Origin of the sequence: Pseudomonas sp. v388, assembly GCF_003935425.1 — a bacterium.
Classification (GTDB): domain Bacteria; phylum Pseudomonadota; class Gammaproteobacteria; order Pseudomonadales; family Pseudomonadaceae; genus Aquipseudomonas.
In genome coordinates this window covers 243,016-265,327 of sequence record NZ_RHQN01000007.1, presented here as the reverse complement: position 1 = coordinate 265,327, position 22,312 = coordinate 243,016, and the positions used below count along the sequence as shown (strand labels likewise).

Annotated in this window: 19 protein-coding genes; 15 read left to right on the top strand and 4 right to left on the bottom strand. The window is 62.7% G+C overall.

What is annotated here, in order from left to right; all coding sequences use genetic code 11:
- Positions 1-118 precede the first annotated feature (118 nt).
- Together EGJ27_RS18020 and EGJ27_RS18015 are read left to right on the top strand one after the other, a co-directional pair.
- A complete protein-coding gene (locus tag EGJ27_RS18020; RefSeq protein WP_125832093.1) occupies positions 119-1,012 on the top strand; it encodes a sensor histidine kinase in 894 nt (297 codons plus the stop codon).
- Positions 1,009-1,668, top strand: a complete 660-nt coding sequence (locus EGJ27_RS18015; protein ID WP_125832092.1) for a response regulator transcription factor — start codon at positions 1,009-1,011, stop codon at positions 1,666-1,668. Before EGJ27_RS18020 ends, EGJ27_RS18015 begins: the two co-directional genes overlap by 4 nt.
- Here EGJ27_RS18015 and yegS read toward each other — a convergent pair.
- A complete protein-coding gene (gene yegS / locus EGJ27_RS18010; RefSeq protein ID WP_125832091.1) occupies positions 1,652-2,569 on the bottom strand; it encodes a lipid kinase YegS in 918 nt (305 codons plus the stop codon). The genes EGJ27_RS18015 and yegS overlap by 17 nt on opposite strands.
- Positions 2,570-3,109: 540 nt before the next feature.
- On the opposite strand from yegS, the gene EGJ27_RS18005 reads away from it, so the two are divergent.
- From EGJ27_RS18005 to EGJ27_RS17955, 11 genes are all read left to right on the top strand, one after another.
- Positions 3,110-4,546: an undecaprenyl-phosphate glucose phosphotransferase gene (locus tag EGJ27_RS18005; protein ID WP_125832090.1), complete on the top strand. Its 1,437-nt coding sequence runs from the start codon at positions 3,110-3,112 to the stop codon at positions 4,544-4,546.
- Positions 4,546-6,000 carry a mannose-1-phosphate guanylyltransferase/mannose-6-phosphate isomerase gene (locus tag EGJ27_RS18000; protein ID WP_125832089.1) on the top strand — a complete coding sequence of 485 codons (1,455 nt, stop codon included), beginning with the start codon at positions 4,546-4,548 and terminating at the stop codon, positions 5,998-6,000. Before EGJ27_RS18005 ends, EGJ27_RS18000 begins: the two co-directional genes overlap by 1 nt.
- Before the next feature lie 150 nt (positions 6,001-6,150).
- Positions 6,151-6,930 (top strand): polysaccharide biosynthesis/export family protein, encoded by a 780-nt coding sequence (locus tag EGJ27_RS17995; protein WP_125832088.1) that lies wholly within the window; start codon positions 6,151-6,153, stop codon positions 6,928-6,930.
- A 17-nt stretch (positions 6,931-6,947) separates the two neighbouring features.
- A complete protein-coding gene (locus EGJ27_RS17990; protein WP_125832087.1) occupies positions 6,948-8,939 on the top strand; it encodes a lipopolysaccharide biosynthesis protein in 1,992 nt (663 codons plus the stop codon).
- Positions 8,939-10,117 (top strand): glycosyltransferase, encoded by a 1,179-nt coding sequence (locus tag EGJ27_RS17985; protein ID WP_125832086.1) that lies wholly within the window; start codon positions 8,939-8,941, stop codon positions 10,115-10,117. Before EGJ27_RS17990 ends, EGJ27_RS17985 begins: the two co-directional genes overlap by 1 nt.
- Entirely contained in the window at positions 10,117-11,430 is a 1,314-nt protein-coding gene (locus tag EGJ27_RS17980; protein WP_125832085.1) for a cellulase family glycosylhydrolase, read from the top strand. Before EGJ27_RS17985 ends, EGJ27_RS17980 begins: the two co-directional genes overlap by 1 nt.
- A 3-nt stretch (positions 11,431-11,433) precedes the next feature.
- Positions 11,434-12,651: a glycosyltransferase family 4 protein gene (locus tag EGJ27_RS17975; RefSeq protein WP_125832084.1), complete on the top strand. Its 1,218-nt coding sequence runs from the start codon at positions 11,434-11,436 to the stop codon at positions 12,649-12,651.
- Positions 12,642-13,742 carry a glycosyltransferase family 1 protein gene (locus EGJ27_RS17970; RefSeq protein WP_125832083.1) on the top strand — a complete coding sequence of 367 codons (1,101 nt, stop codon included), beginning with the start codon at positions 12,642-12,644 and terminating at the stop codon, positions 13,740-13,742. The genes EGJ27_RS17975 and EGJ27_RS17970 overlap by 10 nt, the downstream gene beginning before the upstream one ends.
- Positions 13,742-15,157 carry an O-antigen ligase gene (locus tag EGJ27_RS17965; protein ID WP_125832082.1) on the top strand — a complete coding sequence of 472 codons (1,416 nt, stop codon included), beginning with the start codon at positions 13,742-13,744 and terminating at the stop codon, positions 15,155-15,157. Before EGJ27_RS17970 ends, EGJ27_RS17965 begins: the two co-directional genes overlap by 1 nt.
- Positions 15,154-15,975, top strand: a complete 822-nt coding sequence (locus tag EGJ27_RS17960) for an acyltransferase (RefSeq protein ID WP_125832081.1) — start codon at positions 15,154-15,156, stop codon at positions 15,973-15,975. Before EGJ27_RS17965 ends, EGJ27_RS17960 begins: the two co-directional genes overlap by 4 nt.
- A 15-nt stretch (positions 15,976-15,990) precedes the next feature.
- Positions 15,991-17,412 (top strand): lipid II flippase MurJ, encoded by a 1,422-nt coding sequence (locus EGJ27_RS17955; RefSeq protein WP_125832080.1) that lies wholly within the window; start codon positions 15,991-15,993, stop codon positions 17,410-17,412.
- Positions 17,413-17,466: 54 nt separating this feature from the next.
- Here the strand turns inward: EGJ27_RS17955 and EGJ27_RS17950 are convergent, their stop codons facing one another.
- Both EGJ27_RS17950 and EGJ27_RS17945 read right to left on the bottom strand, forming a co-directional pair.
- Complete coding sequence (locus EGJ27_RS17950; protein ID WP_125832079.1) at positions 17,467-18,408, bottom strand: LysR family transcriptional regulator; 942 nt, start codon at positions 18,406-18,408, stop codon at positions 17,467-17,469.
- Positions 18,409-18,465: 57 nt separating this feature from the next.
- The gene (locus EGJ27_RS17945; RefSeq protein WP_125832078.1) at positions 18,466-19,131 is read right to left on the bottom strand and encodes an ATPase; all 666 of its coding nucleotides are present in this window, start codon (positions 19,129-19,131) and stop codon (positions 18,466-18,468) included.
- Positions 19,132-19,568: 437 nt separating this feature from the next.
- On the opposite strand from EGJ27_RS17945, the gene EGJ27_RS17940 reads away from it, so the two are divergent.
- Entirely contained in the window at positions 19,569-20,786 is a 1,218-nt protein-coding gene (locus EGJ27_RS17940) for an aldose 1-epimerase family protein (protein ID WP_125832077.1), read from the top strand.
- Positions 20,787-20,946: 160 nt separating this feature from the next.
- The gene (locus EGJ27_RS17935; RefSeq protein ID WP_125832076.1) at positions 20,947-21,087 is read left to right on the top strand and encodes a hypothetical protein; all 141 of its coding nucleotides are present in this window, start codon (positions 20,947-20,949) and stop codon (positions 21,085-21,087) included.
- A gap of 96 nt (positions 21,088-21,183) precedes the next feature.
- Here EGJ27_RS17935 and EGJ27_RS17930 read toward each other — a convergent pair whose 3' ends face one another.
- Positions 21,184-22,275 carry an MBL fold metallo-hydrolase gene (locus EGJ27_RS17930; protein WP_125832075.1) on the bottom strand — a complete coding sequence of 364 codons (1,092 nt, stop codon included), beginning with the start codon at positions 22,273-22,275 and terminating at the stop codon, positions 21,184-21,186.
- Positions 22,276-22,312: the final 37 nt, after the last annotated feature.

Below are 22,312 nucleotides of genomic sequence, written 5' to 3'. Positions count from 1 at the left end.
CCTTAATTGTCTGGCTGTTTACACGCAACGAAGCAGGCATCTAAGTTGATCACTGCTACGCGGCCGGCGTTGATACCGTCCGGTCATTGACAAAGACTTTCGGTGATTCGATTCATTTATGCGCCCCAGCCCTCCATCTCCCACGCCCGGGCGCTTCGACAGCCGGCGGGCCCAATGGCTCACGGCAGCCATGTGCACCGTGGCAGGGCTGGCCAATCTCGCGCTGTTATTGACCGCAGAGCCAGTGTCCATACCACTGCTGACGTTCAACATGGTGACGTTCGCCAGCGTCTGCGCCGTGCAGCTGTATCTGCGCCGCCTGATTCAGTTGCGCCCCATCGAGCTGGCCGAACGCATGCTGGAAGTCCAGGAAACCGAGCGTCATCGTCTCAGCCGTGAACTGCATGATGACATCGGACAGATGCTGACCGCCGCCCGGTTGCAGAACGACTGGCTGCAACGCCGCCTGCCCGCCGAACTTCAAGCTCATGGCGAACAGTTGGGCAGTGTTCTGGAAGAAACCTTGAACAAGGTGCGCGACCTGTCGGCCATCCTCAACCCGCGCCAGCTGTCGAGCCTGGGGCTGGAAGCGAGCCTGCGGGCTCATCTGCTGACCACCCTGGCCGACAGTCAGGTGCGCTGGAGCCTGGAATGCCCACAACGGCTGACCGGACTGCCCGATGACATGAGCATTGCGGCGTTCCGGATCACCCAGGAAGCGGTCACCAACATGTTGCGTCACGCACATGCCCGCAATCTGCTGGTGCGCCTGCAACGCCTGCCCGCCGGCCTGTCATTATTCATCTGCGATGATGGCGCAGGCTTCGAACCGGCCATCGATCCAGGGCGTCACGGCCAGCGCGGCCTGGCGGGGATGATTGAGCGGGTCGCCTTGCTCGGCGGCTCCTGGTCGTTCTACAGCAGCCCCGGCGAAGGCACGCGCATCGACATAGTGTTCCCCTGGCCTGCTCGCGAACACGAGCGCGCCACTTCCATTAAGAAACCTCAATGACCTGCAATCTACTGCTGATCGATGACCACTCACTGATCAGGGCCGGCGTGCGCGCCATGGTATTGGATATCCCAGGCTATGCGGTGGTCGGCGAAGCCGCCGATGCCACCCGCTTGCCCTCCCTTGTCATGGAATTGAACCCGGACATCATTCTGCTGGACATCAGCATGAAGGAAACCAACGGCCTGGACGCGCTGGCAAGCCTGCTCAAGGTCCAGCCCTTGAGCAAAGTGCTGATCCTGTCGATGCATACCGATCCGGACATCATCATGCGTGCCTTGGAAATGGGCGCCCACGGCTACCTGCTCAAGGATGCCACCGCCACCGAACTGGAGCAGGCGCTGAACGCCCTGCGCAACGACGAGCGTTACCTGAGCCCTGCCATCGCCCATACCGTCATCAACCGTGCACTGCGCGGCAACCAGCCGGCCCGCGCGACGCCGCTGGCACATTACAACCTCACGGCCCGGCAGCTGGAAATCCTGCGCCTGATCGTGCGCGGCAAATCAACCCGGGAAATCGCCAGCGGCCTGAACCTGAGCATCAAGACCGTGGAAACCCACCGGGCTCAGATCATGAAACGCCTGCAGATCTTCGATGTGGCCGGGCTGGTGCTGTTCTGCGTGCGCGAACGCATCATCAGCCTGGATGACTGAGCGCTCGGGGCCGGCCCAGCACCGCTGAGTCGGTCGGCAGGTGCAGCAGGATCGCCGCCGGCCGGGCGACGAAGCGCAGGTCTTCACCCGACAGCGGTTCGCCGTCCAGATTGATGTCCAGCCCCTGGGCGGACTTGAGTTCCACCCATGGCAGGCGCGCCCGGACGAACATGTTGTCGATGCCAAGGCCACCTTCGAGCAGGCTTTTCAGGGTGCCGACCACTTCCTGAGGCGCCGGCAGGATGCTGATATCCAGCAAGCCGTCATCGGCCATGGCCTGTGGACACAACAGGTGACCGCCACCGGCTTGTCGGCCATTGCCGATACCCAGCGCCAGCAGATCGCCGCGCCAGTGAAAATCCGGCCCGGTCAGTTCGCCGTGGGCGGCATGCAATTCGCTGAACCGGGTCAGGCCGGTGAACAGATAAGCGGCACCGCCCAGCACTTTCTTCAGGTCTTCGGAGGTGTTGGCCGTGACCTGGCTGCCGAAGCCGCCGGTGGCCATGTTCAGAAACAGCTTGCCGCCTACTTCCCCCAGGTCGACCGGGGTGGGCGCAACGTCCAGCAGCGCCAGTGCCTGGGCCACATCCAGCGGCACACCGGCAGCCCGTGCAAAGTCATTGGCCGTGCCCAGTGGCAGAATGGTCAGGCTGGCCTGCTCCTCGGCCAGCGCGATGGCTTCGGCGATATCGCGCAACGTCCCGTCGCCCCCACCGGCTACGATTTGCGTGTGCCCTGCGGCCAGCGCCTCGCGGACCAGACGCTGTGCGTCTCCGCCTTCCCAGGTCAGGCGCACGTCCAGTTCCCAGCCCTGCTCGCGTTTTTCCTTGACGGCCGTTCGTACTTCTTCGTTGAGCGATTGCTTGCCGTGCAGTATCAGAATTGCCCTGCGTTGAGTCATGACCCCCTCCAAAAATGATCTGTAAGAAAAGCCTGATGAGCGACGTTCGTCCATGCCAGTGCTGAAGAGTGATTTCCTACTGATCGCAGCCACTTTTCATACAGCGCCTGAATGTGACCCCCCACGGACGAAAAAGGCCCCAGCCCGCGAAGATTTTTTTTCAGAACCGCAGTCGAGTCGTTCACCCCCGTGGATAAAGGGCCACGCGGCTCCACGCAGATATTTACCGCCTGTCGGCTCCGGAAAAATCACGGCAACGGCGCTGCAAGGCTCGTTTCATGAGCTTTACTGTTCGGCACACCCTCGTTCGGATGTATTTACTATTAAATCGATGAATTACCTTCAATAAGTTCCTCATTCGGACGACATACAGATATGAGCAGCAGGTTTGGACCGTTTCAAAAAAACGGTCGCGGTGACAAGTTCCTGACTACGCTCTGAAACATTCTGATTAAAAGCTGTTTTTTTGACAGCTCGCCTACTTTTTCTGGAACAGCTTGAGTCGCTGCCTCGGTAGCCGACCTGCAGTGAGGGAGCTTTATGCGGTTGCAACCAGTGGACAGTCTTTCGCTGACACGTACCAGTCTCATCGAGTATTTCCTGTTCGGCATCCGCCTCGCTCACGGTATCGCCGGCATATTGCCCGGGGTGGTGATTTTGCTGTTCCTGCAGGACCAGACGCCGGAAGGCTTTAGGAGTTTTCTGGCCACGCTGGTGTTCTTCGGCGTCGTCTGCGTGCTGATTTTCCAGGCGCTGGGCGTCTACTCCGAAGCGCTGTTCAGCAATTCCATGCGCCTGCGCCTGATCGTCTTCGCCTGGTCGTCGGCCTTCGGCCTGTTGCTGTTCATGCAGCAGACCTTGGGCCTGTTCGATGACCTGGCCGCCGATCAACTGGTGATCTGGTACGTATCGAGCCTGGCGCTGTTCTCGATGCTTCGCCTGATACTGCTGCTGGTGTTCCGGCAGCAGATGCTCAAGGGCACTTTCCTGCAGAACTCGGTCATTCTCGGTGCAACCGAAAACGGCCTGCGCCTGGCCGAATACCTGCTTGCCAACCAGGACATCCGCTCCGGCGTGATGGGCTTCATCGACGACCGTATCGGGCGCATGCCCAAGACGGTCGCCAACCTCCCGCTGCTGGGCAACACCAGCGATCTGGAGCGCCTGATTCGCGAGGAAAAGGTCACCCAGGTGCTGGTCGCCCTGCCGTGGACGGCCGAAAACCGCATGGACTACATCATCCGCGAGCTGCGCCGCTTGCCGGTGAACGTGCTGCTGGTGCCGGACATGATCGCCTTCCGGCACGCCCACAACCGCATCACCGAAGTCGCCAGGCTGCCGATGTTCAACGCCTCGGACATGCCGCTCAGCGGCTGGTCGCCCTTTTTCAAGCGGGCCGAGGACATCGTGCTGTCGACGCTGGCGATCCTGGTCCTGTCGCCATTCATGCTGCTGATCGCCCTGGCGATCAAACTCGATTCGCCGGGGCCGGTGCTGTTTCGTCAGAAACGCTACGGCTACAACAACCGGCTGATCGAGGTGTTCAAGTTTCGCTCCATGCATCAGCACCAGGCCGATGCTACAGCGGAAACACAGACCATCCGGGGCGACGCCAGGGTCACTCGGGTCGGGCGTTTCATCCGCAAAACCAGCCTGGATGAGTTGCCACAGCTGTTCAACGTGGTACTGGGCACCATGTCCATGGTGGGTCCTCGCCCCCATGCGACCGCAACGAAAGCGGCCGGCATTCTCTTCGAGCAAGCGGTGAAGGAGTACACGTCACGTCATCGCGTCAAACCGGGCATCACGGGGTTGGCGCAGATCAATGGCTATCGTGGTGAGACAGACACCGTGGAAAAAATCGAAAAGCGCGTCGAATTCGATCTTGAGTACATAGAAAACTGGTCCGTCTGGTTCGACCTCTACATCCTTATGCGCACTGTTCCGGCAGTGCTCTTCACTCGTGAGGCTTACTGATGAGCAATCTCATCCCCTGCATCATCGCCGGCGGTTCCGGCACCCGGCTCTGGCCGGTCTCTCGTGAAGCCATGCCCAAGCCTTTCATGCGCCTTCCCGACGGCGAAAGCCTGCTGCAAAAAACCTTCAAGCGTGCCACCGGCCTGCCGGCGGTGGATCGCCTGCTCACCGTCACCAACCGGGAAGTGTATTTCCGTACCGTCGACGACTACCGCCAGCTGAACAAAGGCCGGGTCAAGCTCGACTTCCTGCTTGAGCCGTTCGGCCGCAACACTGCCGCCGCCGTTGCCGCTGCGGCGCTGCATGTCAGCAAGCTGTACGGCGAAGACACTCAGCTGTTGATTCTTCCCGCCGACCACCTGATTGAAGACGTGCAGGCGTTCTCTTACGCGGTCGCCCAGGCTCAGCAACTGGCCGAGCAAGGCTGGCTGGTGACCTTTGGCATCCTGCCAACCAAGCCGGAAACCGGTTTCGGCTACATCGAAAAGGGCAAGGCGCTGAACGAGCAGAGTTATCAGGTGGCGCGTTTCGTGGAAAAGCCCGACGCGGCCAGCGCCCAGGCGTATGTGGACGGTGGTTCCCACCTGTGGAACGCCGGCATGTTCTGCATGCGCGCCGACAGCGTGCTGCGCGAGTTCGAAACCTACGCACCGGACCTGTTGAACGCGGTCCGGGCGTGCCTGGCGCTGAGTCAGAGCAAAGAAGGCAGTCAGGAATTGCAGATCGAGCTGGACAGCGAGACCTTCGAAGCCGTGCAGGACATCTCCATCGACTACGCGTTGATGGAGCGTTCGGAGAAAGTCGCCGTAGTGCCCTGCGACCTGGGCTGGAGCGATATCGGGTCCTGGCAGGCCCTGCGCGAACTGACCAAGGCCGATCCTCAGGGCAACCAGTGCAATGGCCAGACCGTGCTGCACGACGTGACCAACTGCTACATCGATTCCAAGCGGCTGGTCGGGGCCGTGGGCCTGGACAACCTGATCATCATCGACACCCCCGACGCTTTGCTGGTGGCCGATGGCACACGCACCCAGGACGTGAAGCTCATCGCCCAGGAACTCAAGCGCCAGGGCCACGACGCCTACCGCCTGCACCGCACCGTCACCCGGCCATGGGGCACGTACACGGTGCTTGAGGAAGGCAAGCGCTTCAAGATCAAGCGCATCGTGGTGCGCCCCAAGGCGTCGCTGTCGCTGCAGATGCATCACCACCGCAGCGAACACTGGATCGTGGTCAGCGGCATGGCGGAGGTCACCAACGGCGAGCGCGAATTCAAGCTCGACACCAATGAGTCGACCTTCATCAAGCCGGGGCACACGCACCGGCTGGTCAATCCGGGGGTGATCGACCTGGTGATGATCGAGGTGCAGAGCGGCGAGTATCTGGGCGAGGACGACATCGTGCGCTTCACCGACATTTACGGACGAGTGCCCGCGCAAGCGGTAAAGAGCTGACGGCAACACGGGGCAAGGTCGCAGCTCGTGACCTTGCCCATCAGATTGGGACACGCTGAACCGATACGCATTGGACCAGGCAGTACCAGCCAACATGATTGATTTACCCGCAAGGGCGCCGTATTCGTGCATGACAGGAGTTTTGGACCAATGAAAAGCTTGAGCGTGTTGCTCATCGCCAGCGTAATGCTGCTGAGCGCCTGCAATACCCCGTCGCGGGTCGGCCTGCCCGACGACCGCGCCCAGATCGAAGCGGCCGAAGCCGCCGGTCGCGAGCTGGCCGGCAAGCCGCTGCCCGCCGACCGGATTCGCCCCGGCGATACCCTGCGTATCGTGCGCAACACTGGCGAGGCGCCGTCGATCTCGGCGTTCACCGCCAACTCCATCTACGAGCTGACGCTGTTTCAGGTGCTCAACGACGGAACGTTTTCCTACCCCTACATCGGCACTGTCAAGGCGTCCGGCCTGACCGTGCAGCAGCTCAACGACGTACTGGAAGACAAGCTCAAGGACGTCTACCGCGAAACGGCGCTGACCATCAACATCTCCCAGTCGCCGGGCAACACGGTGTTCGTCGGCGGCTCGGTGCGTAACGCGGTGACCCTGCCGGTCACGGTGGCCGGCAGCCTGGCCCAGGCACTGATCGGCGCCGGTGGCGTCTCGCTGGACGCCGACGCGACCAAGGTTGCGTTGCTGCGCCAGGAAGACAACGGCCTCTACAAGACCTACTTCTTCGATTACAGCCAGTTGCTCTCGGCCGGCGCCGGCGGCCCGACCGCTCCGGTGCTACTCAAGCGCGGCGATGTCGTGTTCGTTCCCAAGTCCACCGTCGGCAACAAGGTGGATAGCGTCAACCTGTACTTCACCCAGCTGCTGCCGTTCGCGAAATCGTTCGGGCTGGGCATGAACTACGAGTTGAACAGCAACTAACTGTCAGGGAATCAGACATGATCAATATTCGTTCTTTTCGTGACCTGCTGCGTCTGTTCTTCATTTTCAGGCGCGAAGTCCAGACCACGGTGCTGGTGACCTTCATCATCATCCTGCTGGGTGCGTTCCTGCTGCCCAACCGCTACGAGTCCACGGCACTGTTGCTGGTCAAGCCCGGTCGCGACAGCAGCACCGTGCCCATCGAGCTGTCGGACCGCCAGGCCATCGTTATCCCCAGCGGCCTGCGCGACCCGTTGCTGGACGAAGAGCGCATGCTCACCGGCCGGCCGATCATGCGCACGGTGGCCGAGAAGTACCTGGCCGAACTGTCCCTGGCCCAACCACAGGCGGGCTTCGTCGCGTCCCTGAAGACCGCGCTCAAGAGCGCCGTGGGCGCGGTGCTGGATGTCGTCCACAGCGCCCTGCAGTTTGTGGGCCTGGCGGAAAAACGCACCCAGGCGGAGATGCTTTCCGAGAAGCTGGAAAGCAATTTCAAGGTGCGTCACGAGCCGGGTTCGTCGGTGATGGAGCTGACCTTCACCTGGAATGATCCGGCGACTGCCCAGAGCGTGCTCAAGACCTGGATCGAGGAGTACCAGATCCAGCGCACGCGGACCCTGGGCCGCGTCAGCCTCTATGCATTCTATGAAGGCGAGGTGAAGACCACCGCTGCCAATATCATTTCCTACAAGAAACAGATCCAGAACTACCTCAACCAGTTGGGCGCGGTCAGTATCTCCCAGCGGCTGGCCGACACCTCCCAGGGCCTGAACGACCTGCGCACCGAGCGCAATAACACGGTGCGCGCCATTGCTTCCACCAAGGCCGGGCTCGATCTGCTGCAAAAGCAACTGGCCTCGCAACCCAAGACCGTCTCGGCCGGTCGTGAGCTGGCCTTGAACCCCAATCGCCAGGACCTGCAGAACCGCATCAACGGCAAGGAAGTGGAACGCCAGGAGCTGCTGCGTTCGTTCAAGGAACAGGCGCCGCCGATCCGCGCCGTCAATGAAGAAATCAATAACCTCAAGAAACTGCTCAATGAACAGGACGCCACCGTCCAGCGTTCCGAAAGCATCACGCCCAACCCGATCTACAACCGCATGCAGAACGTCAATGCCGACCAGCAGACCAGCTATGCGCGTCTGCAAAGCCAGCTTGCCCAGCAGAACGCGCAGCTGACCCAGCTGGAAAGCGACCGTCAGCTGGCCTTGAACCTGGAACCGGAACTGTCACGCCTGCAGAACGAACTGGACGCGGCCGAGAAAAGCTATGCGCTGTACACCAGCAGTCTGGAAAAGGCGCGAATCGACCGGGAGCTGGACAACAGCCAGATCAGCAACATCGCCACCATCGAAGAAGCCACCTACAACCCCAGCCGCGTATTCCCGAAAAGCCTGGCGATGCTGCTGCTTGCGTTGCCGTTGAGCATGCTGGTGGGATTCCTGGCGTTGTACTTCTTCTACCTGCTGGACCAGCGTGTCCACGACGGTGACAAGATCGAAGGCCGCTTCGGTGTGCCGGTCTGGACCAGCCTGCCGGATCTGGAACGCGCCCAGGAACGCAGCGGCGCGTTCACCGCCAACCTGCACCGGGTCTACGGCATCCTGCCGCTGCGTCAGGTCGAGGAAAAAGGTCTCGCCGTGGGCTTCACCGCCGGGCGTGCGGGTGAAGGCGTGAAGTTCGTGATCTCGCGCCTGAGCACCCTTCTGGTGGAACAGGGCCACAAGGTACGCACCGAAGGCCGCGGCCCGGCGCGTCCCGGCGAGATTCTGCTGCTCAACGCCTCCAGTCTGTCGGGCAACCAGGAAGCCTATGTCTTGCTGCGCGATGCCGACATGATCGTACTGGTGGTGCGCGCCGAAGAAACCACCGTACCGATGCTCGAAGATTCACTGGCCAACCTGACCACCGCGTTCAAGCACGTTGACGGCATCATCCTCAACCGCCGCCGATTCGAAGTCCCGGAGCGCGTGCTGCACTTCATGAAGCGGATCGGGAGCCGTAGCTGATGCGGATCGCCCTGCTTGCGCCGCTGCCGCCGGAGCAGAACGGCATCGCCGACTACGCCGGGCATCTCAAGCATGCTCTGGAAAACCTAGGCGTGCAGATCGTCACCCCGCTGCAAGGCGTGGGCAACGATCCGCGTCGGGCTGTCGAGCGGGTGGCCGCCACCGACTGGACCGGCGTAGACCTGGTGCATGCCGAGCTGGGCGGCGGCCGACTGGCCGAGTTCCAGGCTTTGCAGACCTTGCGCAAACGCTTTCCCAGGCTGCCGCTGACCGCCACTGTGCATGATCCGGAGCGTTTGGTCTGGCGTCGGGAAAAACTGCCGTGGCCCTTGTCGATGGCCGCCGGGATGCGTTCGCCGCTGCCGGAAGCGGCCACGGTGCTCGCCGACCCTTTGTGCCTGCACGAAGAACGCCAGCTGGCGCGGCACATGACGCGGCTGATCACCTTGACCCAGGCCGGCGGCCAGGCCCTGCGCACGCGGATGAAACTGAGCCCGGCACAGATGGCGGTAATTCACCATGGCAACCTGCCCATCGCACCTGCGCCGCTGCCGCCGCTTGCGCCTTTGCGGCTGCTGTACTTCGGCTTCATCTATCGCGGCAAGGGCATCGAGGATCTGCTCGACGCCCTGGCCGGCATGTTCGTCGCCCAGCCCGGCCTGCGCCCCAAAGTGCGCCTGACCCTGGCCGGCGGCAGCGAGCCGGAGATGGCCTTCGGGCCGTCCGGCAGTTACCTGGAGCAGCTGCGGCGGCGAATTCGTGAACTGGGCCTGGTCGACCTGATCGACTGGCAGCTGGACCTGCCCGCCGAGCGGATCGCCGAGGTCATCCAGGCTCACCATGTGATGGTCCTGCCGTATCGGGAGTCCAGCAAACTGAAGATCCTCGGCAAGCTGCGCGGCACCAGCGGCGCACTGTCCTGGGCGGTGGCGTGCGGACGTGGCGTGATCACTTCGGACGCCAGGTCGTTCGCTGAAGAGGTTTCCCACGGCAACGGCATGATTTACCCACAAGGCGATGTCCGGGCACTGGCCAGCGTGCTGAGCGAGGTCTGCTCCAGCCCCGACCGCGCCGCGCTCTGGGCGCAACAGGCTTCGCAAATGGGCCAGGCGCGCGTCTGGAGCCTGACCGCCGAACGTTTTCGCGATGTGTTTCAGCAGGCATGTGAGGTCAAGTGATGCTCGATTCCCTAAGAACAACATTTCCATGGCGCGCTGCATGCCTTGGCGCACTGTTGTCATGCAGCGCACAGGCCGAGACCGTCCTCAAGTCACGACAGCCGGTGGTCTGGCAGGACTTTCTCGGCGTCAACGTGCAGTTCCAGTATTTCGAACCGCAGATCTACCAGCAGCAGATGGCTCGCCTCGACGAACTGGGCCTGAAGTGGGTACGACTGACCATTCACTGGCCGATCATCGAGCCGGTCAAGGATCAATACAGCCTCAAGGAACTGGACGGCGCCATGGCGGCGATCAAGGACCACCACTACAACACGCTGGCGTACATGGTCGGTTCGGCGCCGTTCGCCAGCAGTGCTCCGGCCAAGGCCCAGGGTCGGGACCAATACCCGCCCAAAGACTTCAACGTGTTCGCCGCGCGCATGACCAGCCTGGCCAAGCGCTACCCGCAGGTCAGCGCCTGGCAGGTGTGGAACGAACCGAACATCGTCTGGCTGCCCAAGGAAGATCCGGCGGCCTATGGGCGCCTGCTGACCACCACAGCCGACGCGATCCGCGCCGCGCTGCCGGACAAGACCATCGTCACCGCCGGCATGGCTTATTACAGCCAGATGCACAGCACGCCGGGCTACATGCTGCAGACACTGGTCGACAACGGCCTGGGTACCCAGAACATCGTCGCTGCCTACCACCCGTATTCCGAATACCCGGAAGGCGACTCGCCGCCGGACCGGGATTTCCTGGTACGCGCCAATGCCATGAATCAGCTGCTGCACAGCAATGGCGTGAAGGACGTCTGGGCCACCGAATGGGGCTGGTCGAGCTACGACGGCCCGGTGGAAATGCAGGCCGTGATCGGCGAGCAGGGCCAGGCCGACTACACCCTGCGCCGTCTGGCGCTGATGAGTGCGCTGGATTTCCAGCGGATCTTTTTGTTCAACCTCAGCGATCTGGACGCCCGCGCCACCGCCCGCGACCAGGCCTATGGCCTGCTCGACCTGCAAGCCAACCCCAAGCCGGTCTACACAGCGCTCAAGCGGTTCCTCGACGTCACCGGACCGCGTCTGACGCCCGCCGACCCGCCGGCGGTAAGCAGCGTGCCCGGTGACCTGTACGCCGTCAGCTGGGACCGTGACGACGGCAAGCGCCTGCTGATGTTCTGGAGCGTGACCGGCAGCACCATGACCTTCCCGACCATCAGCGACGCGGTGTTGCACAACCCGCTGACCGGCAGCCGCATTGCGCTGAGCAGTGAAAAAGGCATCACCCTGGGCCTTAAGCCGACCTTGCAAATCCTGGAATGGAAGCCCTGACCCATGCGTATTCTCTGGACCCTTCCCTATCTGCCCTGGCCGACCACCAGCGGCGGCAAAACGCGGGAATATCATCTGCTGCGCAATCTCGCCGCGCGGGGCCACCGGATCACCTTGCTGGTGCAGTCCAAGACCGAGCTGGACGACAGCGCCCAGTCGGCGCTCGAGCCGTGGCTCGAACGTCTGATCGTGGTGCCCAGAAGATCGCGCAGCAGCCTGCGCACTTTGCTGGCAGTGGCCCTGGCGCCGGTGCCGATGCTGGCCAGCATCAACGGCTACGCGCCGCAACTGGAGCAAGTCTTCGAGGAGCTGCTCCAGGAAGACTGGGACGTGATCCAGTTGCAGCACACCTATGCGTTCCAGCCGTTCGAACGCGCCCTGCAGCGTTCGGGTAAACCGTTCGTGCTCACCGAGCACAACGTCGAGTCGGCACTGGGAGCGGCCAGTTACAGCACCCTGCCACGCTGGGCCGCAGCCTTCGCCGCGTTCGACCGCTGGCGCTACCGGCGCTGGGAATCCCATGTATTCGAGCAGGTCAGCGAGCTGATTTCGGTGACCGAAGCCGATGCCAAGGCACTGTCGCGTCTGAGCGGCAAGGCCACCTCGATCGTGGTCAACAGTGTCGATACTCAGCATTACGCCAGCGTGATTCCGGATCGCTACAACCAGCGCCTGCTGTTCATCGGCAACTATGAGTACGGGCCGAACGTGGATGCCATCGAATGGGCGCTGGATGACATCATGCCCAGGGTCTGGGCCTTGTCGCCCACGGTGCGTTTCGCCATCGGCGGCTTCGGCTTGCCTGAATCCTGGCGTGAACGCTGGCCGGACCCGCGCATCGAGTGGGTGGGTTTCGTGCCTGACCTGCGCGCCCTGCAAACCAGCGCCTCAATGTTCTTCGCCCCTTTGCGTCAGGGTGGCGGCTCCAAGCTGAAGATTCTCGAAGCGCTGGCGGCCGGCCTGCCTATCGTGACCACCGCCCAAGGCGTTTCCGGCCTGACGGTCACCAACGGCGAACACTATCTGGGCAGCGAAGACCCCCAGGAACTGGCGCAGTTGATCGCCGCCAATATCCAGTGCCCGGCCAGCCTGGCAAAAATCGGCGAAGCCGGCCGCGCCTATGTGCGCAATACCCACGACTGGTCGGTCTCGGCGACTCAGCTCGAAGGCATCTACAACCGGCTCTCGCCCGTCAAAGAAGGATCGCGTGCATGCGTATAGGACTCGACTACCGCGCAGCCGCCGGTTATCCCACCAGCGGCATCGGTCGCCAGAACCTTGCCCTGGAAGACGCCTTTCGCGCCCATCCGGACATTCAGCTGCAGCTGTTCGGAGTGGCGCCCTTCGATCACCCGATCCGCCGCCATGTTCACGTGCCGCGCTGGTCGACGCCCATCGATGCGGTGCACCGGCTGCCTGACCGGCTGCGCTTCGAGGGCCTGTTCCTGCCCAAGGCGCTGCGTGATGCCGAGGTGCAGATCTACGTAGCCAACATCAACATGGGCCTGCCACTGGGCCGCAAGCCTGCCGGGCTGCGCTACGTGCTGCAACTGCATGACCTGTTCCAGCTGACCCAGCACAACCATCATGGCTCACGCCTGAAGGCCAGGGTGTACCGCTGCACCGATCACCTGTCGATTGCCCATTCCCTGCGCGTCGCCGACCGGGTCTGGACGCCCTCGCAGTTCACCGCCGATGAAACGCGCCGGCTGTTTCCCTGGGCCAGCGACAAGTTGCGGGTCGTGCCGCACCTGGTCGAAGGGTTCAAGGGCGAGCCTGCCGACATTGCCGACCTGCAACTGCCGGACGGCTACTGGCTGTGCGTCGGTACCCGCGAACCGCGCAAGAACATCGCCTGGTTCGTCGAAGCCTGGCAGACCGCGCGGATGCAGTTCGGCAACATTCCCGACCTGGTGCTGGTCGGCGGCGACGAATGCCTGCGTGAAGCCCAGCGGTTGCTGCCCGGCCTGCACGTATTGCGCGGCCTGAGCGATGCCCGGTTGCAGGCGCTGTACCGCAACGCCGACCGTTTGTGGCAACCGTCCAAGGCAGAAGGTTTCGGCTTGCCGGTGATCGAAGCGCTGAGCGTCGGCACGCCGGTGGCCGTGGCGACCGGCTCGTCGCTGGATGAGATATCTCCGCCGGACAGCCCGCATTTTTCCCCCATCGACAGCGGCGCCCTGATCCGCCTGATGGGCAGCCTGGCCGAGGCACAGCGGGAAGATCCGCAGACGTCCAAAGCCTGGGCGGCACGCTACGGCGTCGACGCCTTTCGGCAAGGTTTGTACGCCGCCCTCGAGGAGTTGCGCTGATGCCGATGGCGATGCCCGTGGGGCTGCTGTTCAGCCTGATGTTCGGGGTACTGATCTGGCTGCTGCCGGTCTCCAAAGTGCTTTTGGTGCTGGCGGGCGTGGCCTCCATCGTCACCGTGGTTCGGCGGCCGGTGCGCGGCCTGCTGCTGTTCTGTTTCATCGGCACGTTCATTCCATATTCCACTGTCCAGATCGGCATCCGCACCACGGTGTCCGAAGCCTTGATCATGCTGACCTGGGGCAGCTACCTGCTGCAGTCGATGTACTTCGAGCAGGCGCCGGTGCCGAAAATGCTGCGCGCCGAGCGCTGGCTGGTGGCGCTGATGCTGTTCAGTGCCTTCCCGTTCCTGGTCGGCCAGGTATCGGTGCCCATCGAAGGCAACGGGCCGATCAACTGGGTGCGCTGGCTGTTCAACCTGTCGGTGCTGTTCCTGGTGCCGCGCCTGCTCACCGAACGCAAGACCCTGGACCATCTGATCATGGCGATCATGGCCGGCACGCTGCTGCTACTGCTGCTGTCGATTCCGATCTTCATGGTCAACAAGACCGCCACGGCCATCACGCCGATCCTCGCCACGCTGGGTTACGGCGGCATCGACGTGCTCGGCGACAGCCTGCTGGCACTGGCCGATCGCATGGGCTCGCCGTGGATGCACCCCAACGTGGCGGGCGGTGCGCTGGCGATGATCCTGCCGGTGGCGTTCTGTTTCGGCATTACCCGCAGCGGCGGCCCGCGCTCGCTGGCCTTGATGGTCGCGGCGGTAGGCTCGGTCGGCCTGCTGCTGACCGGCTCGCGCGGCGCCTTGCTGAGCCTGGTCGCCGTGATGCTGTGGATGGCGCGTCGACGTATTCCGCACCTGGGTCGCCTGTTGGTCGCCGGCGGCCTGGCCGCCGTGGCGCTGCTGATGTTCTACCCGCCGCTGCAGGATCGCCTGATGAGCCTGTTCTCGGACGACGACACCAGCACCGCGATCCGCTTCCTGGAGTACACACACTTTCCCGATGCGGTCGCCACCTTCCCGTTCGGCATCGGCTTCAAGGTCGACCCGCCGGTGCAGGGCTACACCGAATTCGGCATCTCCAACCTGTGGCTCAATTTCGTCTACAAGATGGGACTGCCGGGCATGGTGCTGTTCATCGGCGCGACCATGAGTTGGTGGAAATACGTGCGCCCGGCTTCCGGGACCCTCGAACTGACCCACGATAACGCGATTGGCGTGGGCTGCATGATCGGTGTAATGGCCGCGCTGTTCAGCGGTCTCTTCGACCATTACTTCAGTTTTACCAGCGTGCTGGTCGCGTTGTTCTGGCTGTTCGTCGGTATCAGCCTGCACGAGATCCGCCGCATCCGCGCCGCAGTGCCCGGCCCAATCAAACCGTCTACCGCTCCAGCCGTACAGGGAACCCGTTTATGAAACACCGCATGATGCATTCCCATGACTTGCGCGAGGCACTGCCCGATTACGCCCTGAAAATGGGCGTGCCCCTTGAAGAATTGCAGGCGGCCTATGAATGGATGCTGGCCAACGACGTGTGTTTCGAAACCCGTATCAAGGACCGCACGCTGTCGTTCATTTCTTACCTGAACATCGAACCGCGTATCGAGCATCCGCTGGCGCGGCGTTTCTATCGCCTGCTGGCCAGCGAAACCCTGGGCGCGCTGATTCCACTGTACGGCATCAACTGGCCGACATTGCGCGACCGAATGCTGCGCACCTGGGAGCAGATGTACAACATCCTGATCTGCAAGATACCCAGCCACACGCTGCGCCTGCTCTGGCTGCGAATGGGCGGAGCGAAGATCGGCAAGGGTTCGACGGTCTGGCGCAACACCGAAGTGCTGGGCGTCGACAGCCTGCGCATCGGCAGCGACACCACCGTAGGCTGGCATTGCCAGATCGACGCGCGGGGCGGGCTGGTGATCGGCGATCATGTGACCATCGCTTCCCATGTTTTAGTGATTGCCGGTGGTCACGATCTCCAGGCGCCGGAGTTCTGGGCGGTGGGCGGCCCGGTGTATATCCGCGACTACGCGTGGATCTGCAGCCGCGCCCTGCTCTCGTTCGGTGCCGACATCGGCGAAGGCGCGGTGGTGGGCGGCGCCTGCGTGGTGTCCAAGCCGATTGCGCCGTATGCCATCGTCAGCGGTCCCAACGCCGAAATCAAAGGCGAACGCGCCCGCAACCTCAATTACAAAGTGGGCGGCAAAGGCCTGTTCACTTTGTTCCACTAAGCGAGGCGTACCAGCATGCTGGGTTCGACCCTGTGGCTGACGCTGGCCACGCTGACCGGACTGGCCGCAGGCTTCGCCCGGGAATGGCTGCTGGTGGCGGCCTGGGGCGCTGGCGGGCGCAGCGATGCGTTTCTGGTGGCGATGTTTCTGCCTGAAGCGCTGCGCATGTCCCTCGCGGCGGGTTTGTTGAGCGCCGCCGCACTGCCCCTCTATCAACAGCGTTCGACCGAGTTGCGAACGCGGTGGCTCGGCGGGATGGCGCCTTGCTTGCTATTTATTGGGGTGGTATTAAGCCTGATCCTGAACCTCGGATCGGGGCTTTGGGTTCGCTTGATCGGGCCGGGCCTGGATATGGATGGCTTGAGTCAGGCCGTCGGCGGACTGCAATGGCTGGCCTGGTGCGCCCCGGGTTTTCTGCTGCACGGGCTGCTGTGCATCCCATTGCAGGCGCAATCGCGCTTTGTGCTGGCAGGTCTTGGTTCGCTGCTGTTCAACCTGCCGCCCGTGCTGTATCTCGCATTGCTCGGCCAGGCGGCCACGCCCAGCGGGGTGGCGGCGGCCTGCGTACTCGGCAGCCTGTTGATGCCAGGCGTGTTGCTCCCCACGCTGTACCGCAGCGGCTGGCGACCATGGCACTGGTCGGCAGAACCCGGTGCCATGGCCGAGCTGCTCAAGCGCATCGGCCCGTTGCTCAACAGCAATCTGGCCAGCCAGGGCCTGGCCTTGCTGGAACGGATGGTTGCGTCGCTGCTGGGCGAAGGCGCCGTAACCTGGGTCAATCTGGCCCGCAAACTGGTCAATCTCCCGCTGATTGCGCTGATGAGCCTCAATCAGGTGTTGCTGGGATTGATGAGCGGCAGCCACGCCGGGGACCAGCGCCTGTCTCTGCTGCGGCGCGGGCTGGGCAGCGCCACCTTGCTGACATTGCCGGCCGTCGCCGGACTGATCGGCGCTGCGGGGGCGCTGGTGGTGCTGTTATTGCCCGGCCAGAGCCACGACGGTCCGTTGCCGCAGGTGCTTGCCTGGTTTGCCGCATCGCTGATGTTCGGTGCCTGGAACGCCTTACTGGCGCGCTATGCCTACGCCGCCGGCGATACGCGCCTGCCGCTCAACTGCGAGTTGCTCGGCAGCCTGTGCAATGCCGTGCTGTTGGGCGTTTTGCCATTTTGGCTGGGCCTCGACGGGATCGCCATTGCGGCGCTGGCTGGGGCCATGATGACAGGCGTTCTGCTGATGCGGCGCCAGGCGCTTCTGCATGAGGTGCCGTGGCGCACGCACTGGACGCTGGCCGCGCTGGCAATGCTCGGCGCTGCTCTGGTCCTGCATCCCATGGAAGGTATCTGGATGCAGTTGGGATTGAGCACACTCTACGGTGCGGTGTTGCTGGCTGGTCTGGCGTTCTGGCTGAGGCCGTGGCGGTCGCAGGTTCAGCGATAAGGATAGCTATGGTCTTGCTTTGACCTGTGGAAGCGAGCGCGGCAGTCATCGAATCTAAACGGCTGCGGTAGTGGAGCCCTGCTTGAAACTCAGCGGCTGCCCCACCGAACAGATCTCCTTGAGGGTCTGGCGCAGCCAGCGATGGGCCGGGTCCTTGTCGAAGCGCGGGTGCCAGGCTTGCGTGACGATGACCGGTTCCAGCGTCAACGGGATCTCGAAAGCCCGCATGCGCAAGCCAAGGCTGGCCATCCCCCACAACACCGGTTCGGGCAAGGTCAGCAGCAGGTCGGAGCCCGCGACACCGAAAATTGCCGAATGGAAATGGGGCGTGATCAGCGCGATCCGCCGCTCCAGCCCCAGCTCCGCCAGCGCGGGGTCGATAGGACCGCGCGCTCGTCCACGGCGTGACACGCTGACCTGATCGTAAGCGGCAAAACGCTGGGCAGTAATGGGAGCGTCGAACAGCGGATGCCCTTCCCGGGCCAGGCCGCAGAAGCGCGTGGTGAATAAGGTCTGGACCTTGATCTCGGGGCCGAAGTCGCGTCGCGAGGCGACGTACAGGTCGATGTGGCCTTCGCGCAGGGCATCGTCATCACCCGGCCCTTCGGGCACGAAGCGCAGCGTGCATCCCGGCGCCTGCAGGCGAATGGCTTCCAGCACCCTGGCGCCGAACGAGCCGAAGAACACATCATTGGAGCGCACGTTGAAACAACGCTCCAGGGTGCTCATGTCCACATCGTCCCGTGCCTGAAACACCTGGGCCGCCTGCTCCACCAGCGCCCGAACCTGCGCCTGCATCGCCAGCGCACGAGGTGTCGGCACCAGCCCGCGCCCGGCGCGCACCAGCACCGGGTCGTCCATCGCTTCACGGATACGGGTCAGGGTGCGGCTCATGGCGGCCGGGCTCAAGTGCATGCGCCGCGCCGCGCCCACCACGCTGCCCTCGTCGAGCAAGGCATCAAGGGCGATCAGGAGATTCAAATCCGGCAGTTGCATGAGAGTACGTCCATGGGCTCGGGCGCAGAATCATACCGTGACTGACCGGCGGGAGTATCAATTGGCGGCAATGCGACCTGCGTGTTCGGCGCCCAGCAGCGCATCCAGCGAGGCGTCGAAGCGGTCCAGCGCGTCCAGCTGCACACCGCGCTGGCGGTCGATCTGCGCCGCGATCTGCTCGGCGGCCTTGCCCTTCAGCCAGGCCGACGTCATATCCTCGTCCCGCACGCCCTCGGCCTTGCCGATGTATTGCAGTTCGGCGTCGTAGAAGGTGGCGGCAAATCGAGCTTCGACTTCCGAGTTACGTTGGGTCAGCAACCGGTTATACAGGTCAAGCATGACCACCACGTCCGGACGGGCCTGCAAGGCTGCGTCGAGGTTGTCGTAGACCGTGACGCTGGCAAAGCGTGCCTGCAACGCGCCCTGAATCCGGTCGATGGCCAGCGTGGGATCGGCACTGCCGATGAACGCCTGACGAATCCGCCCGTCGAGCTGGCTGTCCTGCGCACCGTTGGATGCCATCGCCCGGTAGTGCTGCAGGTACTGCAGGGTGCCGATAGTGTTCTCGCTGTAGAGGACCGCCACTTTTTGCGATGCCTGAAGGTTTGCGCTGCTGTCGGCGATCGGCAACAAGCGCGAGTCCTGTGCGGCATAGCCGGGTGCTGCGATCATGATGCCGCCGATCAATACGGCGGCCAGGGCCAGCAGGTTGGAAATTTTCATCGCTTGGTGTCCTTCAGCAGCTTCAGAGGCATGGCGCTATCCTCCGCTTTTCCGAAAAAAACAGAACTTGCATTCCTTGATGGTGACTATCAATTCAAGCAATGGGTTCAGATTAATTGGCTGGACGGCTCGCATGTCCGTGGAAACTGCCCGTCTGCTCAGGCATGGCTGTGAATCTTTTTGCAGGAGCGCCGGGGCTGCGGTCTACCTGACAATGGATATGCCCCATCCAGCAAGCCTCCCCGCGCTACCAGGACGGACCGCCGCCACTGTCCCTACGGAAAGCTGCGCGAAGCGGCCAGGACACCCCCGCGATTTTTTACCCCGACCGATAAACACCTGCTCGAGATCCCTAACCTTGGCTAGACTGACGGACAGCTGAATCGATTAACTTGTTTCAGCGGCTACCCATAATTCCAATAAGGATCGTCTTCCAAATGAAAACCCTGCCCCTGCTGTTCGGCCTTGGTTTCCTGGCCGCCGCCACTCAGGTATCGGCCTGGGATTACGTGTTGCTCGACACCGACAAACCCGCGCAGAACCACACGATCACCAGCGACCAACTCGGCATCAAGAGCGGCAAACCTTTCTCCATCACCCTGCGCACCTTGCACGGCGGTCGTCAGGAAGGCGTGAGCATTGTCGAGATCGACAACGGCACGATGAAACTGTCAGTGGTGCCGACCCGCGGCATGAACGTGTTGCAGGCTTCGGTGGGCGAGGTGCGCATGGGTTGGGATTCTCCCGTCAAGGACGTGGTCAACCCGGCCTTCATCGAACTCAACGGGCGCGGCGGCCTCGGCTGGCTGGAGGGCTTCAATGAATTGGTGACACGCTGCGGGTATGAATGGGTCGGTCATCCAGGCATCGACAACGGCGAACTGCTGACCCTGCACGGCCGGGCCGCAAACATTCCGGCAAGCAAGGTGACGTTGCAGATTGACGAAAAGCCGCCGTATGCCATCCGCCTCAAGGGCGAACTGAAGGAACAGGCGTTCAAGAAGGTCGATTTCACGGTGCAGACGGAGCTGGTCACCGAGCCCGGCAGCGCGAGCTTTACCCTCAACGATACGCTGACCAACAACGGCGATTACCCCAAGGAATATCAGGCGCTGTACCACAGCAATTTCAGCACACCGTTTCTGGAACAGGGCGCCCGGTTCGAAGCACCGGTCAAGCAGGTGTCACCTTTCAACGAAAAAGCCAGGGGTGATCTGGGCGACTGGCAGACCTACCGCGGACCGACCCGCGATTACGATGAAACCGTCTATAACGTCGTGCCGTACGCCGACGATCAGGGTGACACCCTGACAGTGCTGCATAACCAGGCCGGCAGCCTTGGCGTGGCAGTGGGCTTCAACACCCGGCAATTGCCGGTATTTTCCTTGTGGAAAAACACCGACACCCAAGGCCAGGGCTACGTGACCGGGCTCGAGCCCGGCACCAGTTTCTCTTACAACCGCAGGTTCCAGAGGCCGCTGGGCCTGGTGCCGACCATCGCGCCCAAGGAGCAGCGCCAGTTCCAGATCAGCTACAGCCTGCTGGCCGACAAAACTGCGGTCGACCAGTCTCTCGGCCGGATCAAGGCGATACAAGCCGCTCGTCCAACGGAGGTGCGTGAACAGCCGCTGGTGGACCTGACCAAGGAACCTTGAGCACTTCCCGTTAGCCGTCAGGCGGCGCCTGATCCGACCGGGCGCCGCTATTTCACCAGACCACGGTAGCCGCGGCCCGGACGGAGCAAAACATTGATCGAATCTTGGCCGCGCCGCGCTGACCAATAACAAGAGAGCCTGTTAACCCTGGAGAATGGTCATGGCCGATGAATCCAAACGCGAAGATCTCGATCACAAACCGGAAAACGCCGGCAAAGTGGGCGAGAAGAACAAGCAACTGAACGAGAAAGGTGAGCAACCGCGCCCCAGGACGGCGCCGGAACCTGATCAGCCGACTTGATTCGGCGTTGTTCCGGATGAATTCGCCGGCACGCTGGCGCCTGCAGGCTCCGTGTCTATCACGCGCCTGCAGGCGCCCGCTTGCTGGCGAAAAACCTCAGGCATTTTCCCGACCACGCGGGCAGAACAGAGAGCGACCGCGCGGCTTGTCAGCCGGCTGCGGCGCTTCATCGACCTCCAGCCACCATGTCATGCCGCGACTGGGATATTGCAGGTAGAACGGCTGACCCATCATTGGCGTGGTGATCGGCACATTGCGTTCCCAGGCCAGAGCCAGGATCCGGTCGAACGGCTCATGCCAGGCATGCATCGCCAGGTCGAACGTACCGTTGTGAATCGGCAACAGCCAACGACCGCGCAGGTCGAGATGCGCCTGCAAGGTTTGCTCCGGCTGCATATGCACATGGGGCCACTGCACGTTATAGGCGCCGGTTTCCATCAGCGTCAGGTCAAACGGCCCGTACTGCTCGCCAATGGTCTTGAAGCCTTCGAAATAGCCACTGTCGCCGCTGAAGAACACCCGCTGCTCATCATCGATCATCACCCATGACGCCCACAGCGTACGGTTGCTGTCGCTCAGTGTGCGGCCGGAAAAATGCTGCGACGGCGTCGCTACGAACTGCATGCCCTGCACTTGCGTGGACTGCCACCAGTCCAGCTGCCGGACCTTGCTCGCCGGAACGCCCCATTCGATCAGCGTGTCACCCACGCCAAGCGGCGCCAGGAAATACTCGGTCTTGTGCATCAGGTGCTTGATCGCCATATGATCGAGGTGATCGTAATGGTTGTGCGACAGGATCACTGCGGTGATCGGTGGCAATTCATCCAGGCTGATGGGCGGCTGATGAAAGCGCTGTGGGCCGGCCCATTGCACCGGCGACGCACGCTGGGCGAACACCGGATCGGTCAGCCAGAAACGGTTGCGCATTTTCAGCAGTACGGTCGAGTGACCCAGCCGATACACCGTATTGTTCGGCGCGGCCAGCAGTTGCTGGCGCGAAAGCGGCTGCACCGGAACTTCCCCTGCCGGCCGGGTGTTACTGGGCTTGTTGAATACCTGATCCCAGAACACCCCAAGGGTGCGCAACAGGCTCGGGGGACGCATCGGTGCACGGTTACGGTAGCGGCCCTCGTGGCGGGACAAGGTGGGCAATGAGGAAAGATCCGATTGTGATTTTGTCGTGGCCATGAGGTGCTGCCTCCTGATATCAGGTAGAAGTGACTGC